Below are 15056 nucleotides of genomic sequence, written 5' to 3'. Positions count from 1 at the left end.
AGGGGCAGGACATGCGGACACTCGCGCTGATGATCGGAATGGCGGCTGCGACGGCCCTTGGGGCCTGTTCGAGCGAACCGAAGCTGAACAACCTCAAGGCCGGGCAATCGGGGCCGGACGAATTCTCGATCCTGCCGACGCGGTCGTTGTCGATGCCTCCCGATCTGGCGGTGCTGCCCGCCCCGACCCCGGGCGGGTCCAACATCACCGATCCGAACCCGCAGGGCGACGCGGTGGCGGCCCTTGGCGGCAACCCCGAACGCCTGCGCGATCAGGGCATCGGGGCGGCGGATCAGGCGCTGGTGGCTCAGGCCACCCGCACCGGCACCGATCCGGGCATCCGCCAGACGCTGGCGACCGAGGATGCGCGTTGGCGGTCCAAAAACGGCCCGCGCCTGCTGGAACGGGTCTTCGGCAGTTCCGTCTATCAGCGGGCCTATGCGCCGATGGCGCTGGACGGGGGCAGCGAACAATTGCGCTGGCAAAAGGCGGGGGCGGTGTCATCGACGTCGCCGGCACCGAAGGACCAGTAATTCGTGTCGACCCTGTTCGACCCGCAGGCGCCCGGTTTCGGGGAAAACCCCTGGCCCGCCTATGCCGCATTGCGCGACCAGCCGGGGCTGCCCTATTGGGACAGCTTCGACGGCTTCCTTGCCAGCCGGATGGAGGATCTGCGCGCCATCACCCTGGACCGCCGCATGGTGCGAGGCGCCGCCGCCTTTGCCGATGCGGATGAATTGCGCCGCATCCAGATCGCCGCGAATTTCCACGACATGCCGTTCCACGAACGCTTCGTGCAGACCTCCATGCTGGAGATCGACGGCCCGGCCCATGACAAGCTGCGCCGCGCGGTCTTTCCCTTCTTTACCAAAACCCGTCTGGAGAGCCTGCGCGGCTTTGTCACCGCTTGGGTCGATCATGCGCTGGACCGCCTGATCCCGCAGGGCCGCATCGATTTCATCGCCGATCTGGCCGCCCACCTTCCCGGACAGGTCATCGGCCATCTGATCGGCACCGCGCCCGAACTGGCGCCGCAGATGACCCTCTGGTCCGAGGATGTCGTCAGCTATTTCGACATCGACCGGACGGCGGCGAAAAAGGCGCGGGCCGAGGAATCCACCCGCTTGTTCGCCGAACTGCTGGAGGATCTGCACGCCGCCCGCAGCGCCGCGCCGCGCGACGACCTGATGTCGCAGATGATCCAGGCGGAAACTGCGGGGCTGATGACCCATGACGAGGTGATCGCCACGATCATGCAGATCCTGCATGCGGGCCACGGATCGACTATCGACGTGATGGGCAGCGGGCTGCATGCGCTGCTGACCCATCCCGACCAACTGGCGCTGTTGCGGGCCGATCCCGGCCTGATGCCGCTGGCGGTGCAGGAAATGTTCCGCTTTGCCGCGCCCCTGCCGTTCTTCCACCGCTTTGCCGCGCAGGACCTGCACATCTGCGGGCAGGATTGGCCCAAGGGGACGAAGTTCGGGCTGCTCTATGCCAGTGCGAACCGCGATCCGGCGGCATTTGCCGAACCGGACCGGCTGGACATTACGCGGCGTCCGAATGTGCATCTGGCCTTTGGTGCGGGGCCGCATGTCTGCCTTGGCAACAATCTGGCGCGGTTGAACATGGAGATCCTGTTCAAGGCCCTGCTGGACCGCGCACCCGACATGGCGCTGGACGGGGCTGTCCTGTGGAAATCGGGCTTGCAGGCCCACGGGCCGACGCAATTGCCTCTGGCGCTGACCCGATAAGGGCGCACGATCCCTGCCCCCCATCGAAGGGGGCCGGGATCGGGGGGCTGACGCCCCCGCACAATCCCGCGAGGGTATCTTGTGCCGCGACCGACTGCGGTCCAAGTTTCCAAGCAGCAAGAGGAGGTTGCCCAGCCCATGCGTCGCCCGACCATTCGCCCCACATTGATGCTGTCCTCGGCATTGGTGCTTGGAACCGCATTTTCCGCCCTGGCCGAAATGCCCGAGGATGTGACCCATTTCACCTTGGACAACGGCATGGAAGCCGTGGTCATTCAGGATGACCGCGCCCCTGTCGTCGTGCAGATGGTCTGGTACAAGATCGGGGCCGCCGATGAGGTGCCCGGCAAATCCGGCATCGCTCATTATCTGGAACACCTGATGTTCAAGGGCACCGACAAGCTGGCCCCGGGCGAGCTGTCGAAGACGATTACAGCCAATGGCGGCAGCGACAATGCCTTCACCAGTTGGGATTACACCGCCTATTTCCAGCGCATCGCCAGTGACCGCCTGCCCCTTGTCATGGGGATGGAGGCCGACCGGATGGCGAACCTAAAGATCTCGGATGACGACTGGCAGGCTGAACGGCAGGTTGTGCTGGCCGAACGTGCGCAGCGGATCGACAGTGATCCCGCAGCCCTGTTTGCCGAGGAAATGAACGCCATCGTCTATGACAACCATCCCTATGGCCGCCCGATCATCGGCTGGAAAAACGAGATCGCCGAACTGACCCGTCAGGACGCGATCGACTGGTATGACACGCATTATTCCCCGAACGAGGCGATTCTGGTCATCGCGGGCGATGTGACCCCCGAAGACGCGCGCCGTCTGGCGGAAGAAAACTATGGCGCGATCCCTGCAAAGGGCGAGGCTGAACCCCGCATGCGTCCGCAGGAGCCGGCCAAGCAAACCGAACGCCGGATCAGCATGTCCGACCCGCGCGTGGCCCAGCCCCGCATGACGCGCAGTATTCTGGTCCCCGAACGTAATGCCGGTGATCAGGAAAAGGCCGCCGCGCTGACGGTTCTGGCCGATCTGCTGGGTGGATCGACCCAGACCTCGGTTCTGGGGCGTGAATTGATGCTGACGGGCAAGGCGTTGTGGGTTGGCGCCTCCTATGACGGGCTGTCGCTGGACCCGACCGAATTCAACCTGTCGCTGGTGCCGCCGCAGGGCAGCGACCCCGCCAAGGCCGAAGCCGCGCTGGACGAGGCGATTGCCAAGTTCCTGAAGGACGGCGTCGATGAGGGTGATCTGGACCGCGTCAAGACGCGCATCCGGGCCGCGCAGGTCTATGCCAAGGACAGCGCCCATGCCCGCGCCTATGACTATGGGCAGGGGCTGGCCACCGGCCTGACGGTCGAGGATGTGAACGACTGGCCGGAGATCCTGTCCGCCGTCACCGCCGATGACGTCATGACTGCCGCCCGCGAGGTGTTGGGCGAAGGCGGCGGCGTCACGGGCTGGCTGATGCCCGAACCCGCCAAGGAACCAGTGGCCAAATCCGCGCCCCCCAAACCCCAGACCCCCGAGGTGCAAGGATGATCCGTGCCGCAATCGCAACCGTCCTGACGCTGCTGGCCCTGCCCGCCCATGCGATCGAGATTCAGGATGTCACCTCGCCCAAGGGCATCAAGGCGTGGCTGGTGCAGGATGACAGCATCCCCTTTGTTGCGCTGGACATCCAGTTCAAGGGCGGCGCCAGCATGGACGCCGAAGGCAAGCGCGGCGCCACCAACCTGATGACCGCCCTGTTGGAAGAAGGCGCGGGCAAGCGCGACAGCACGCAGTTCGCTCAGGCCATCGAGGATCTGGGCGCGCGCATGTCCTTTGACACCGATGACGATACGCTAAGCATCGGGTTCCGCGCGCTGTCGGAGAACCGCGATGAGGCGGGTGATCTGCTGGCGATGGCCCTGACGCAGCCGCGCTTCGACGAAAGCGCCGTGGAACGTGTCCGCGCACAGGTGCAGGCCGTCATCCGGTCCGAGGCGACCGATCCAAACAGCATCGCCGCCAAAGAGCTGGCGCGTCAGGCATGGGGCGATCACCCCTATGCGACCTCGTTGAACGGGACGCAGGAAAGTGTCGCGCAGCTGACCCGTCAGGATCTGGTGGCCGCCAAGAACCGCATTCTGGCGCGCGACCGTGTGGTGGTGGGTGCTTCGGGCGATATCTCGGTCGAAGAACTGGGGCCGCTGCTGGACCGCATCCTTGGCGGATTGCCGGAAAAGGCGACCGCGCCCCTGCCCGACAAGGCCGAATTGCAGATCACCGGCGGCACGACCGTCATCGATTGGGACAGCCCGCAGACGGTGGTCTCCTTCGCAGGCCCGGGGATCGGCATCGACGATCCGGACTACTTCGCAGCCTTCGTGGCCAACCACATCCTTGGCGGCGGGGGTTTCAGTTCGCGCCTGATGACCGAGGTGCGTGAAAAGCGCGGGTTGACCTATGGCGTCGGCACGGCGCTGGCGACGGGTCTGTTCGGCCAGTCGTGGCAGGGCGGCATGGCCGGGGGAAATGACACGACCGGTCAAGCCGTGGACCTGATTAAGCAGGAATGGGCAGGTATGGCCGATGGCGTCACCGAAAAGGAACTGAACGACGCCAAGACCTATCTGACCGGTGAATACCCGCTGCGGTTCGATGGCAATGGGCGCATCGCCGCGATCATGGCGGGGATGCAGCTGATCGGTTTCCCGATCGATTACATCAACACCCGCAACGACAAGGTCGAGGCCGTCACCGCCGAGGATGTCGCCCGCGTGTCCAAGCGGCTACTGGACCCAGCGAAGCTGCGTTTCGTGCTGGTGGGCCGGCCCGACGGCTTTGACGCCACCAACTGATCACGCACGCCGTGCCCCTGTCGGGGCGCGGCGACCCTCTGGCGGTGATGCTGGCCCGATGCTAGTTTCGCGCCGATGAACACCCCAAGCCCTCATATGCGTCCGACGATCCGCCAGCTGGACGAGGCGACCGCCAACCGCATAGCGGCGGGCGAGGTCGTCGAACGTCCCGCATCGGCGGTCAAGGAACTGGTGGAAAACGCACTGGACGCGGGCGCCACCCGCATCACCATCGACATTGAGGCAGGCGGCAAGCGCCTGATCCGCGTCAGCGACAACGGCTGGGGCATGACGCCCGGGGATCTGCCGCTGGCCCTGTCGCGCCATGCAACCAGCAAGATCGACGGCAGCGACCTTCTGGCCATCAACAGCTTCGGCTTCCGGGGCGAGGCTCTGCCCTCGCTTGGGGCAGTGGGGCGGCTGACCATCACATCGCGCACCGACGGGGGGGATGGCGCGGTCATCGCCGTCTCGGGTGGCAAGGTGACGCCACCCCGCCCTGCCGCCGCCAATCAGGGCACGGTGGTGGAACTGCGCGACCTGTTCTTCGCCACCCCCGCCCGCCTCAAATTCCTGCGCACCGACCGGGCCGAGGCGCAGGCCGTCGCCGATGTCATCCGCCGTCTGGCCATGGCCGAGCCTTTCGTCGGCTTCCACCTGACCGCCGATGGCCGCGACATCTTTCGCGCCGATGCCGAGCAGGGCGAACTCTTCGGCGCCTATCAGACCCGCCTGACGCGGGTGATGGGCGTCGAGTTCATCGACAACACCCTGCCCATCGATGCCGAACGCGACGGGCTGACCCTGACCGGCTTTGCCGCCCTGCCGACCTTTTCGCGCGGGACCGCGGTGGCGCAGCATGTCTATGTGAACGGCAGGCCGGTGCGGGACAAGCTGCTGACCGGTGCCTTGAAGGCCGGATATATGGATGTGCTGGCACCGGGGCGGCATCCGGCAGCGGTGCTGTACTTGGCCTGCGATCCGCAGCTGGTCGATGTGAACGTCCACCCCGCCAAAGCCGAGGTGCGCTTCCGCGACCCGCAGGCCGCGCGGGGGCTTGTCGTCAGCGCGCTGCGTCATGCGCTGGCCCATGCGGGGCATCGGGCCTCATCCACCGTGGGCGATGCGACCTTGCAGGCCTTCCGCCCCGAGCCAGACCGGCAACCCGCCCCGCCATACGCACAGCAGGCATGGCGGCCCGACACCCCTTCCAGCGCCAGCATTCGCGCGGCGCTTGATTTGCAAGCGCCGGTTTTAGACAGTGGCTTTTCCGAGACACCCTCGGCGCGCTATGAGCTTGTGAACGACGATACGCCGATCAGCGCCCCTTTGGGGGCGGCGCGGGCGCAGATCCATGAAAACTATATCATCGCCCAGACCGAGGACGGGTTGATCGTCGTCGATCAGCATGCCGCCCATGAACGTCTGGTCTACGAGCGGCTGAAGGCTCAGGCCGCGACCCGTGCCATTCCCGCGCAGGCCATGCTGATCCCCGACATCGTCGAACTGCCCGAGGCGGATGCCACCCGCATCCTGTCCATTGCCGATGAACTGGCCGAAATGGGGCTGGTGATCGAGCCTTTCGGCCCCGGCGCCATCGCCATCCGCGAAACCCCTGCCATGTTGGCCCGCCTGAACACCAAGGCGCTGATCAACGATATTCTGGACGATCTGGCCGATCAGGGCACTTCCGACCGGCTGCGCGCGCGGCTGGATGCCGTGCTGTCGTCAATGGCTTGCCACGGATCGATCCGGTCAGGCCGACGCATGTCCGCCGATGAAATGAACGCCCTGCTGCGCGAGATGGAGCGGACGCCGCGTTCCGGTCAGTGCAATCACGGGCGTCCGACATGGGTCAAGCTGCGCCTGACCGACATCGAACGCCTGTTCGGTCGCAGCGATTAATCGTTGCGGGTGACGCGGATCAGCTTGCCGTTGTCCTCATCGGTGATCAGCACCAAGGCACCGTCCTGCGCGACCTCGATGTCGCGGACGCGGCCGATGCCTTGCAGGTGGCGGGCCTCGCCGGTGACCTCTTCGCCCTCGATGTCCAGCCGGATGACGGCACTGGCCTGCAACCCGCCCAGCAGCGCGTCGCCCTGCCATTCGGGGAACATCTGCCCGTCATAGAAGACCATGCCGCTCAGCGCGGGCGACGGGTCCCAGTAATAGACCGGCTGTACCGTGCCCTCGACCTGCGTCTGGCCCATCTGCGCGCCGCTGTAGTCGGTGCCATAGGTCGCCAAGGGCCAGCCATGATTGCCGCCGGGCTTGATCAGGTTCAGTTCATCCCCACCCTTCGGGCCGTGTTCCGACATCCACAAACCGCCGTCGGGTTCCATCGCCGCGCCTTGGATGTTGCGGTGACCCATGGTCCAGATCTCGGGCAGTGCACCCTCGATCCCGGCACCTGCGGGGCCGCCGTCCGTGGCGTCGATGCGGATGGTCTTGCCCAAGGTGGCCTGCGGGTCTTGGGCCAGCTGGCGTGGTTCGGGATTGGAACGTTCCCCGACGCCCACGTGGATGTGCCCCTTCCCGTCATGGACGATGCGGGCGCCGAAATGCTTGGTCGAAGCCCACGCCGGGTCCTGCTGCCAGATGCGGGTGACATCCTGCATCTGCGTCCCGTCGTCCGACAGGATGCCGGTGGCGACGGCGGTGGCGTTCTTCCCATCACCGCGCGGCTCGGCATAGGTCCACCAGACGCGGCGGGTCTGGTCGAAGTCATTCGCGACGGAAACGTCGTGCAACCCGCCCTGATCGCGCGCATCCACCTGCGGCAAACCCTGCACCGGATCGCCCATGGTCCCATCCACCCCGATCACCCGCATGCGGCCCGGGCGTTCCGTGACCAGCCAGCTGCCCTCGGGCAGGGCCGCCAGCCCCCAAGGGTGATCCAGCCCCTCGGCCAGCACCGTCTGCGTCAGGGCCACGTCGTCGGGCAGCGCTGGCGCACGGGTCTGGCCCGCGAAGGCCGGTTCCTGATCATAGGTGGCCCCATTCGGCGGCGCATCGTTGAAGCCCTGCGCAACGGCGCATCCCGCGCCCAGCAGGGTGGCAAGCAAAGTGGTCGTCTGGCTGATCCGGTTCATGGTGGTCCCTCCCAAGGTGTTGCAACGGTTGCCAGGTCAACGCAGGGCGGTCAGCCCTGTTCCTGCGCTGCGACGACATGTCGATCGAACAGCGCCCGCGCCCGGCCCCAAGGCCCCGACCCAAGGTCGTTCAGCTGCTCCAGAACCGGCAGCAGCTGCGCCGCGTAATCCTGCGAGGATTCGCGCGGCAGCATCGAGGGCAGGTTGTCGATGGCCATGACGTCCAGCGGCGGTGCATCGGCCACGCGCAGGGCAGGACGGTCCCATGTGGTCGTCCGGTCATAGACCTTGATGGGGGAAAAATCGCTGTCGGGATCGCAGGCGACATCGCCGATGACGCGCAGATCGCGCGCCGGACCTTTGGCGCTTTCGGGCACGAAGACCGGCACGCCCGGTCCGGCAAGGATGGCGTTGATGAAGATCTGATGTGTCAGGATCTGCGGGAAGGGGCCGCCCGATGCGGTCTCGGCCATGTCCCAGGGGGTGACGGCCACCCCCATCGCGGTCAGTAGATCGCAGGCGCCGCGCCCGACGCGGCCCTTGGCGCCGATGACGATGGCGTTGGGACGGGGCAGGCCCGTGGCATCCATCTGGGCGCGCAGATCCCGCACCAGATGGTCCTGGTCGGGGTAGGCACCGACCGGACCGCAGATCGTGTCGCGCGCCTGAGCGACCCAGCATTTCAGCGCCACCGCCGCGCCTGCGTAACCGGCCCAATACCCGAAGGCCGCCAGCCGCCGCCCGTCGTCATCGGTCAGATACTCCAGATCGTAAAGCGCCCCGCCACCCGCTTGAAACCGTTGCAGCAGCACCTGCCCCGAGGGCTGGCCCTTGAAGGCATGGCCGAACATGATGTGGCGGTGCCGCAGGGGCTGGCCGTCGGCGGGCAGTTCCTTCAGGCCGAAGATGATGGCATCGTCGGGGGCGGCGGGCCATGATCCCTCGGGGGCGATGACGGCACCGGCGCGGGCGTAATCCGCGGTGGGGATGATGCGGCGCGGGCTTTCCTCGACGGTGACCTGCATGCCTTGGGCGATCAGCCGGGCCACGCCGTCGGGCGTGATGCCGGTGCGATCCTCGTTCGGGCGGCTTTCGGCCCTGACCCACAGATGTGTCATATGCGTGTATCCCATCGCCTCTATTCCGGATTGCGAAGGTTAGGGCAGGATGCCGCAGGGCCGCAAGCTGTGGGAACCGGGCATGCCGCATGGGGGTTCGATCCCAGTCCCTGCAATTCCAACCGCCGAAGGAACGATCATGCTGATAAGCCGTCGCACCGGATTGAAACTGGCTGCCGCCTTTCTGGGCAGCGCCCTGATCCCCGCATTCGCCATGGGTCAGGACGCCGAAACCATGCCGACCAAGCTGACCCATCCGACCGATGCCGGCGATGTGGTCATCCATCCTGTCGATCACGCCAGCATGGTCTGGGAAACGCCTGCGGGGGTCATCTATGTCGATCCGGTCGGCGGCCCCGATGCCTATGCCGATCTGCCTGCGCCCGACCTGATCCTGATCACCCATGAGCATGGCGACCACTTCGACCAGCCGACGCTGGACGGTCTGCCCGAGGTTCCGCTGATCACCAACAAGGCGGTCTTCGACATGCTGCCGAAGGCCATGCAGGATCGTGCCACGGCCATGGCCAACGGCGATACCGGCACCGCGCTGGATTACGACCTCGAGGCGATCCCCGCCTATAACATCACCGAGGATCGGCTGCAGTATCACCCCAAGGGCCGCGACAACGGTTATATCCTGACCATCGGCGGCAAGCGCTTCCTGATCGCGGGCGATACCGAGGACACGCCGGAACTGCGCGCCCTGACCGATATCGCCGTGGCCTTCGTGCCGATGAACCTGCCCTATACGATGACGGTCGAGCAGGCCGCCGATGCGGTGGCGGAATTCGCGCCGCAGACGGTCTATCCTTATCATTTCCGCGACAGCGACGTGCAGGAGTTCGCGCGTCTGGTCGGCGAAAGCGATGCCAAGACCGAGGTGGTCATCGCCGATTGGTATCACAGCGAAGGCTGAGGATGCCGGGCGATGCCACCCCCAGCCCTGCGCATCGCGATCCTGCTGGGGTGGGTGACGCTTCTGCTGGCCGCGGCCCTCTGGCTGTGGCCATCGCTGCCCGCGCTGCAATCGGACCTTGGGCGCCTGCACGACCTGTTGCAGCATGGCGCGGGGTGGCGTGATCGCAATCCCGCGCTGGCGATCCTGTCGTTCCTTGCGGTCTTCATCGGCGCGGGCAGCCTGCCATTGCCGATCATCGTGGCGCTGACCCTGACGGGCGGCGCCTTTTTCGGGTTTTGGCTGGGGCTTCTTCTGTCGCTGACCGGAACGGTGCTGGCAGCGACTGTCACCTTCCTGATCGCGCGTCATCTGCTGGCGGGATTTGTCCGCAGGCGGTTGGGGCCACGGATCGACCGGCTGGATGCGCGGGTCGAACGTGATGGCGCGCTGGCGCTGCTGAGCCTGCGCCTGACGCCCGCCTTGCCATTCTTCGTCGTGAACATGATGTCCGGCCTTAGCATCATGTCAGCGCAAAGGTTCGCGTCGATCACCGCCCTTGGCGTGCTGCCCAACAAGATCATCCTGACCGCCGCCGGAACCCAACTGGCCGAGGTTCAGCGCGTCTCCGACATCTTCGGGCCGCGCGTCGTCGCGCTGATCGCAACGCTGGCGGTGCTGCCCTGGGTGATGCGCTGGCTACGGCTCAGAATGGCACGGGGGCGCTGAAGCTGTGATGCACCCCGCCATCGGGGTGGCGGATGCGCAGCGTCTCGGCATGCAGCATCAGACGCGGGAAATCCGCCGCAGCGCCCGTCGCGTAAAGCGGATCGCCCAGGATCGGATGCCCGCTTTCGGCCATATGGACGCGCAGCTGATGGCTGCGGCCTGTCACGGGCATCAGCCGCACGCGGGTTTCATCCGCCAGCGCCTTCATTACTCGCCAATCGGTCTGCGAGGGGCGACCCTCCTCATGATCCACCTTCTGGCGCGGGCGGTTCGGCCAATCGACCATCAGGGGCAGATCGACGCGACCGGTCTTGGGTTCCAGCTGGCCCCAGACACGCGCGACATAGGATTTCTTGGTCTGACGCTCCTCGAACTGCTTCGAGAGGTTGCGCTGCGCATGGGGCGTCAGCCCGAAGACCATCACCCCCGAGGTGTCCAGATCCAGCCGGTGGACCAGCAGCACGGTCGGAAAGGCACGCCGCAAACGCGAAATCAGACAGTCGGCGCGATCATCGCCGCGCCCCGGCACCGACAGAAGGCCCGTCTGCTTGTCCACGATCAGAATTTCATGGTCGGCATGCAGGATGACCGGATCATCGGGGGGCGGACGATAGATGAAACGCGCGTCTGTCATTTGGCCACAAGGCGGATCGCAAGGCCCGCGAACATCACGGCGGCGATCTTGTTGACCAGACCCAGACGCTTGCCCATGACATGGCCCGCAACCCCGCCGACGACGCCATAACCGATGGTGACCAGCGTGCCGGTGAAGGCGAAGATCAGCCCCAGCCCCAGGATCTGCTGCCAGATCGGCCCCCATGCGACATTGGTGAACTGCGGCAGGAAGGCCAGCATGAACAGCACCGGCTTGGGGTTCAGCGCGTTCGACAAAAAGCCCCGGCGAATGATGTTCCAGATGCGAACGCTGCCCCGCGCGGTGGGGTCGATGTCACCGGCACGCCAGCTTTTCCACGCCAGATACAGCAGATAGCCGGCACCTGCGTATTTGATGGCGCGCAACGCCTCGGGGTGGGCGGCGACGACGGCGCCAAGGCCGATGGTGGCCAGGGTGACATGCATCAGCACGCCCAGACCCACGCCGAAGCCCGCCCAGGCGCCGGCGCGAGGACCGCCCTGGATGCCGCAGGCGCTGGCGAAGAAGACATCCTGACCGGGGGCGAAGTTCAGCACCAGCCCGCCCGCGATGAAGGCCATCATCTGGCCCGCGGGAATGTTCATCAAGGTATCCCAGATCATCTGATGCCCTTTCGCACCCATGCAGGCGGCGCGCCCGCGACGTTTCGGATCAAAGCTGGCCGAAGACCTCGGTCAGCATGGCGGAGAGCGCATCGGCGTCGTTCTGGTCGAAGGCACCCGGACGGTCGCTGTCGATATCCAGCACCCCGATCAGCCGATCGTCACGCCCCACCACCGGCAGCACGATTTCCGACCGCGTCGAGGAGGAACAGGCGATATGGCCCGGGAAATCCTCGACGTCGGCGACGATCTGCACCTGACGGGTCCGGGCGGCGGCCCCGCAGACCCCGCGCGCAAAGGGGATCACCAGACAGCCGTGACCGCCCTGATAAGGCCCGATCTTCAGCAGATCGGGCGCCACCACCCGATAGAAGCCGGTCCAGTCGAACCGCTCGTCGGAATGGTGCAATTCGCAGGCCATGGTGGCCATCAGGGCGACCTCGTCGGTCTCTCCCGCGGACAGGGCCCGGATGCGGGCGGCAAGTTCTTGATAATCGCTCATGGCGTATCTGTATGACAGGCACATGGCACAGGAAAGCCCGCCGTCTGCATGTCGCGCAAATATCGCCGCAGCTGCCCGATACCTGTGCTGCCCATTGCCCCCGCAGACCGTAGCGGCCAGTCTGCGGCCATGACGCTGAAAACCCGCATCCTGATCGTGATCCTGACAACACAGCTGTTGCTGATTGCGGTGCTGGCCATGGGCAGCCTGGACCGGCTGCGCCATGACATCGCGGCGGGCAACCGGCTTGGGGCACAGACGGCGCGGCATCTGGTGCTGGCCACCATCGGCACGATGCAGGGGGCGGTGCCGCCCGACCGCATCATGGCGCTGCTGCCCGAACGCCTGACCGAACCGCCAAACGCCCGCATCGCGGTGCTGGACGCCCGCACGGGCACGCCGCGCCGGGCCGCGGGCTTCTCGGACCGCCCCGAGGGCGTTCCCGTGTGGTTCCGCGATCTGGTCGCCCCCAAAGTGAACGAATCGCGCCTGCCCGTGGTGATCGAGGGGCGGCCGCAGGGGATGGTCATCATCGCGGGCGATCCCTCGCGCCAGATCGCGCAGGCATGGCGCGACATCCGCGACCTGATGGTGCTGGTGCTGGCCATGGCGGCGCTGCAGGGGGCGCTGGTCTGGTGGGCGGTGCGGCAGGCGCTGCGCCCCGTTGCCGCCCTTGGGTCGCGCCTGTCTGACATGACGCGCGGCGAGCTGGACGGTCGCATCGGCCCGCTGCGCCAGCCGGACCTTGCGCCCCTTGCCCGCCATGTGGACCAGCTGGCCGATACGCTGGCGCAAGCGCATCTGGACCGCCAGCGGCTGCAGCATCAGATCGTCAGCCGCGCCGATGCCGAACGCAAATCCATCGCCCGCGACCTGCACGACGAGATGGGCCCCTGCCTCTTTGGTCTGCGGGTCGAGGCCGACGCCCTGGCCACCGCCGCCCCCGATGCCGCGACCGCCGCCTCGGCCCGCCAGATCGCGGCGATCGCCGATCAGATCGGCCAATTGAACCGCAACCTGCTGAACGACCTGCGTCCCATGGCCGTGGGGCAACTGCCGCTGGCGACCGTCCTGCGCGATTTCATCGACGATCTGGCCCGCCGCATGCCCGACATCCGCTTCGACCTGGAAATCGCCGCAGGCCTGCCCGAACCCGACGAGGCCACCGCCCTGACGCTCTTCCGCATCGTGCAGGAGGGGACGACGAACGCGCTGCGCCATGCGGGGGCCAAAACGGTGGGGATCCGGCTCTGGACCGATCCGGCGCATTGGCGCATGATCCTGACCGATGACGGAGCAGGCTTCGGACCCACCCACCGCGACGGCACCGGCCTGACCGGCATGCGCGAAAGGATCACCCTGCTGGGGGGCGATCTGCAGATCAATTCGGGCGGGGACGGAACGCGGCTGCAGGCCAGCCTGCCCCGCCTGACAACACCATGAATGGACCCTGACGTGACCAAACGCGCGCTTGTTATCGATGACCACCCCATCACCCACCTTGGCGCCAGCAGGCTGCTGCGCGATCTTGGCTATGACCATGTCGGTCAGGCGATGTCGGGCGAAGATGCCCTGTCCCAGCTGGTCGATGCCCCCCCGCCCGACCTGATCGTGCTGGACATCAGCCTGCCGGGGGCGGGCGGGCTCGATCTGGTGGCTCCGCTGCGCGACAAGGCCCCCGATGCGCGCATCCTGATCTTTTCCATGAACGACCAGACGGGCTTTGCCGCGCGGGCGTTGCAGGAAGGCGCGCAGGGTTTTCTGTCTAAGAACGCCCCGCCTGCCGATTTCCGACAGGCCGTCACCACGCTGGAGGCTGGCGAATTCTATCTAGATGCCCGTCAGGCGATGGCGCTGGCCACGCTGCGGGCGGGGGCGGCGGATGATCCGCTTGGCGCGCTGTCGGACCGCGAAAGGCAGGTGCTGGCGTTGATCGGGCAGGGACAAGGGCTGCAGGCCATCGCCGATCGCATCGGGGTCAGCTACAAGACGGCGGCGAACACGTCCTCGGTGCTGAAAAAGAAGCTGGGCGTGGACGGGATCAACGGCTTGATGAAATTCGCGCTGGATAGCGGCGTCTGAGACAGGGGAAACACGATGCTGGCATGGTTCGGCCTTGATGAAAGCGCGGCCCCCGGTGCCGCCGACCGCTTGATCGCGGATCTGGCCCGCGACCTGCAGGCCCGCGGCATGCGGGTGGCGGGGGCGGTGCAGACCAACCACGATCTGGGCCCCGATTGCGCATGCGACATGGACATGCAGGTCATCGGCGACCAGGCGGCCCCGGTGCGTATCTCGCAATCGCTTGGGGGCGGGGCATCAGGATGTCGGCTGGACACCGGCGCGCTCGAGGAGGTCGTCACCCGCACGGCCCCCACCCTGCCCGGCGCGGAACTGGTCATCATCCCCAAGTTCGGCCGGCAAGAGGCGATGGGACGCGGTTTCTACAGCCTGATTGCGCAGGCAGCGGCGGATGATCAGCCGGTGGTGCTGTATGTGCCGCGCCAGCAGCGCGCGGCCTTTATCGATTTCGCCGGCGATCTGGCGGTCGAACTGTCCCCCGAGGCCGTCACCGACTGGTGCCTTGGCCAGGCGGCGGCCCTGTCGTGACGCGAATCGATGCGCGCGACCTTCTGTGCCCCCTGCCGGTGCTGCGCCTGCGCAAGGCGCTGATGGAGGTCGCGGCGGGGGACCAGGTCATCCTGACCGCCACCGATCCGATGTCGGTGGTCGATGTGCCGCATTTCTGCGGGCAGGCAGGTCATGTCATGGTGGCGCAGCGCGACCTGTCTGACGGCGCGTATGAATTCACGGTGCAACGGGGGCATGCCGCCCCGCCCCCCGAGGATATTTGAGC

General features: G+C 66.5%; 16 protein-coding genes. 11 read left to right on the top strand and 5 right to left on the bottom strand.

Annotated elements, in window-relative coordinates:
• The first annotated feature begins 11 nt into the window (after positions 1 to 11).
• The 5 genes from SJY40_RS14770 to mutL all read left to right on the top strand — a co-directional run bounded on the left by SJY40_RS14770 (position 12) and on the right by mutL (position 6508).
• Positions 12 to 533: a DUF3035 domain-containing protein gene (locus SJY40_RS14770; RefSeq protein WP_378948083.1), complete on the top strand. Its 522-nt coding sequence runs from the start codon at positions 12 to 14 to the stop codon at positions 531 to 533.
• Between the two features lie 3 nt (positions 534 to 536).
• Positions 537 to 1754, top strand: a complete 1218-nt coding sequence (locus tag SJY40_RS14765; RefSeq protein ID WP_378948080.1) for a cytochrome P450 — start codon at positions 537 to 539, stop codon at positions 1752 to 1754.
• A gap of 138 nt (positions 1755 to 1892) precedes the next feature.
• The gene (locus tag SJY40_RS14760) at positions 1893 to 3299 is read left to right on the top strand and encodes a M16 family metallopeptidase (protein WP_378948077.1); all 1407 of its coding nucleotides are present in this window, start codon (positions 1893 to 1895) and stop codon (positions 3297 to 3299) included.
• Positions 3296 to 4603 carry a M16 family metallopeptidase gene (locus SJY40_RS14755; RefSeq protein WP_378948074.1) on the top strand — a complete coding sequence of 436 codons (1308 nt, stop codon included), beginning with the start codon at positions 3296 to 3298 and terminating at the stop codon, positions 4601 to 4603. The genes SJY40_RS14760 and SJY40_RS14755 overlap by 4 nt, the downstream gene beginning before the upstream one ends.
• A gap of 75 nt (positions 4604 to 4678) precedes the next feature.
• On the top strand, positions 4679 to 6508 hold the full coding sequence (mutL, locus tag SJY40_RS14750) for a DNA mismatch repair endonuclease MutL (protein ID WP_378948071.1): 1830 nt from the start codon (positions 4679 to 4681) through the stop codon (positions 6506 to 6508).
• On the opposite strand, the gene SJY40_RS14745 is transcribed toward mutL, so the two are convergent.
• Positions 6505 to 7695, bottom strand: coding sequence for a PQQ-dependent sugar dehydrogenase (locus SJY40_RS14745; protein ID WP_378948068.1), 1191 nt, complete (start codon positions 7693 to 7695; stop codon positions 6505 to 6507). The two genes, mutL and SJY40_RS14745, sit on opposite strands and share 4 nt — an antisense overlap.
• A gap of 50 nt (positions 7696 to 7745) precedes the next feature.
• Positions 7746 to 8813 carry a saccharopine dehydrogenase gene (locus tag SJY40_RS14740; protein WP_378948065.1) on the bottom strand — a complete coding sequence of 356 codons (1068 nt, stop codon included), beginning with the start codon at positions 8811 to 8813 and terminating at the stop codon, positions 7746 to 7748.
• Between the two features lie 139 nt (positions 8814 to 8952).
• On the opposite strand from SJY40_RS14740, the gene SJY40_RS14735 reads away from it, so the two are divergent.
• The gene (locus SJY40_RS14735) at positions 8953 to 9732 is read left to right on the top strand and encodes an MBL fold metallo-hydrolase (RefSeq protein WP_378948063.1); all 780 of its coding nucleotides are present in this window, start codon (positions 8953 to 8955) and stop codon (positions 9730 to 9732) included.
• A gap of 12 nt (positions 9733 to 9744) precedes the next feature.
• Complete coding sequence (locus SJY40_RS14730; protein ID WP_378948060.1) at positions 9745 to 10440, top strand: TVP38/TMEM64 family protein; 696 nt, start codon at positions 9745 to 9747, stop codon at positions 10438 to 10440.
• On the opposite strand, the gene SJY40_RS14725 is transcribed toward SJY40_RS14730, so the two are convergent.
• The 3 genes from SJY40_RS14725 to SJY40_RS14715 are packed head-to-tail and all read right to left on the bottom strand — an operon-like array spanning position 10418 to position 12199.
• Entirely contained in the window at positions 10418 to 11074 is a 657-nt protein-coding gene (locus tag SJY40_RS14725) for a pseudouridine synthase (protein WP_378948058.1), read from the bottom strand. The two genes, SJY40_RS14730 and SJY40_RS14725, sit on opposite strands and share 23 nt — an antisense overlap.
• Entirely contained in the window at positions 11071 to 11697 is a 627-nt protein-coding gene (locus SJY40_RS14720; protein ID WP_378948055.1) for a LysE family translocator, read from the bottom strand. Before SJY40_RS14720 ends, SJY40_RS14725 begins: the two co-directional genes overlap by 4 nt.
• A 49-nt stretch (positions 11698 to 11746) precedes the next feature.
• The gene (locus SJY40_RS14715) at positions 11747 to 12199 is read right to left on the bottom strand and encodes a GAF domain-containing protein (RefSeq protein ID WP_378948052.1); all 453 of its coding nucleotides are present in this window, start codon (positions 12197 to 12199) and stop codon (positions 11747 to 11749) included.
• A 129-nt stretch (positions 12200 to 12328) separates the two neighbouring features.
• Here SJY40_RS14715 and SJY40_RS14710 point away from each other — a divergent pair, with 129 nt between their 5' ends.
• Genes SJY40_RS14710 through SJY40_RS14695 form a run of 4 tightly spaced genes read left to right on the top strand, consistent with a single transcriptional unit; the run spans position 12329 to position 15054 of the window.
• The gene (locus SJY40_RS14710; protein WP_378948049.1) at positions 12329 to 13642 is read left to right on the top strand and encodes a histidine kinase; all 1314 of its coding nucleotides are present in this window, start codon (positions 12329 to 12331) and stop codon (positions 13640 to 13642) included.
• A 12-nt stretch (positions 13643 to 13654) separates the two neighbouring features.
• Positions 13655 to 14281: a response regulator gene (locus SJY40_RS14705; RefSeq protein ID WP_378948046.1), complete on the top strand. Its 627-nt coding sequence runs from the start codon at positions 13655 to 13657 to the stop codon at positions 14279 to 14281.
• A 15-nt stretch (positions 14282 to 14296) separates the two neighbouring features.
• Positions 14297 to 14809 carry a DUF2478 domain-containing protein gene (locus SJY40_RS14700; RefSeq protein WP_378948044.1) on the top strand — a complete coding sequence of 171 codons (513 nt, stop codon included), beginning with the start codon at positions 14297 to 14299 and terminating at the stop codon, positions 14807 to 14809.
• Positions 14806 to 15054: a sulfurtransferase TusA family protein gene (locus SJY40_RS14695; RefSeq protein WP_378948041.1), complete on the top strand. Its 249-nt coding sequence runs from the start codon at positions 14806 to 14808 to the stop codon at positions 15052 to 15054. Before SJY40_RS14700 ends, SJY40_RS14695 begins: the two co-directional genes overlap by 4 nt.
• Positions 15055 to 15056: the final 2 nt, after the last annotated feature.

It is taken from the genome of Paracoccus sp. R86501, assembly GCF_042466435.1.
Taxonomy (GTDB): Bacteria; Pseudomonadota; Alphaproteobacteria; order Rhodobacterales; family Rhodobacteraceae; genus Paracoccus.
The sequence above is the reverse complement of the archived record's forward strand: the minus strand, read 5'-3'. Positions and strand labels throughout refer to the sequence as shown.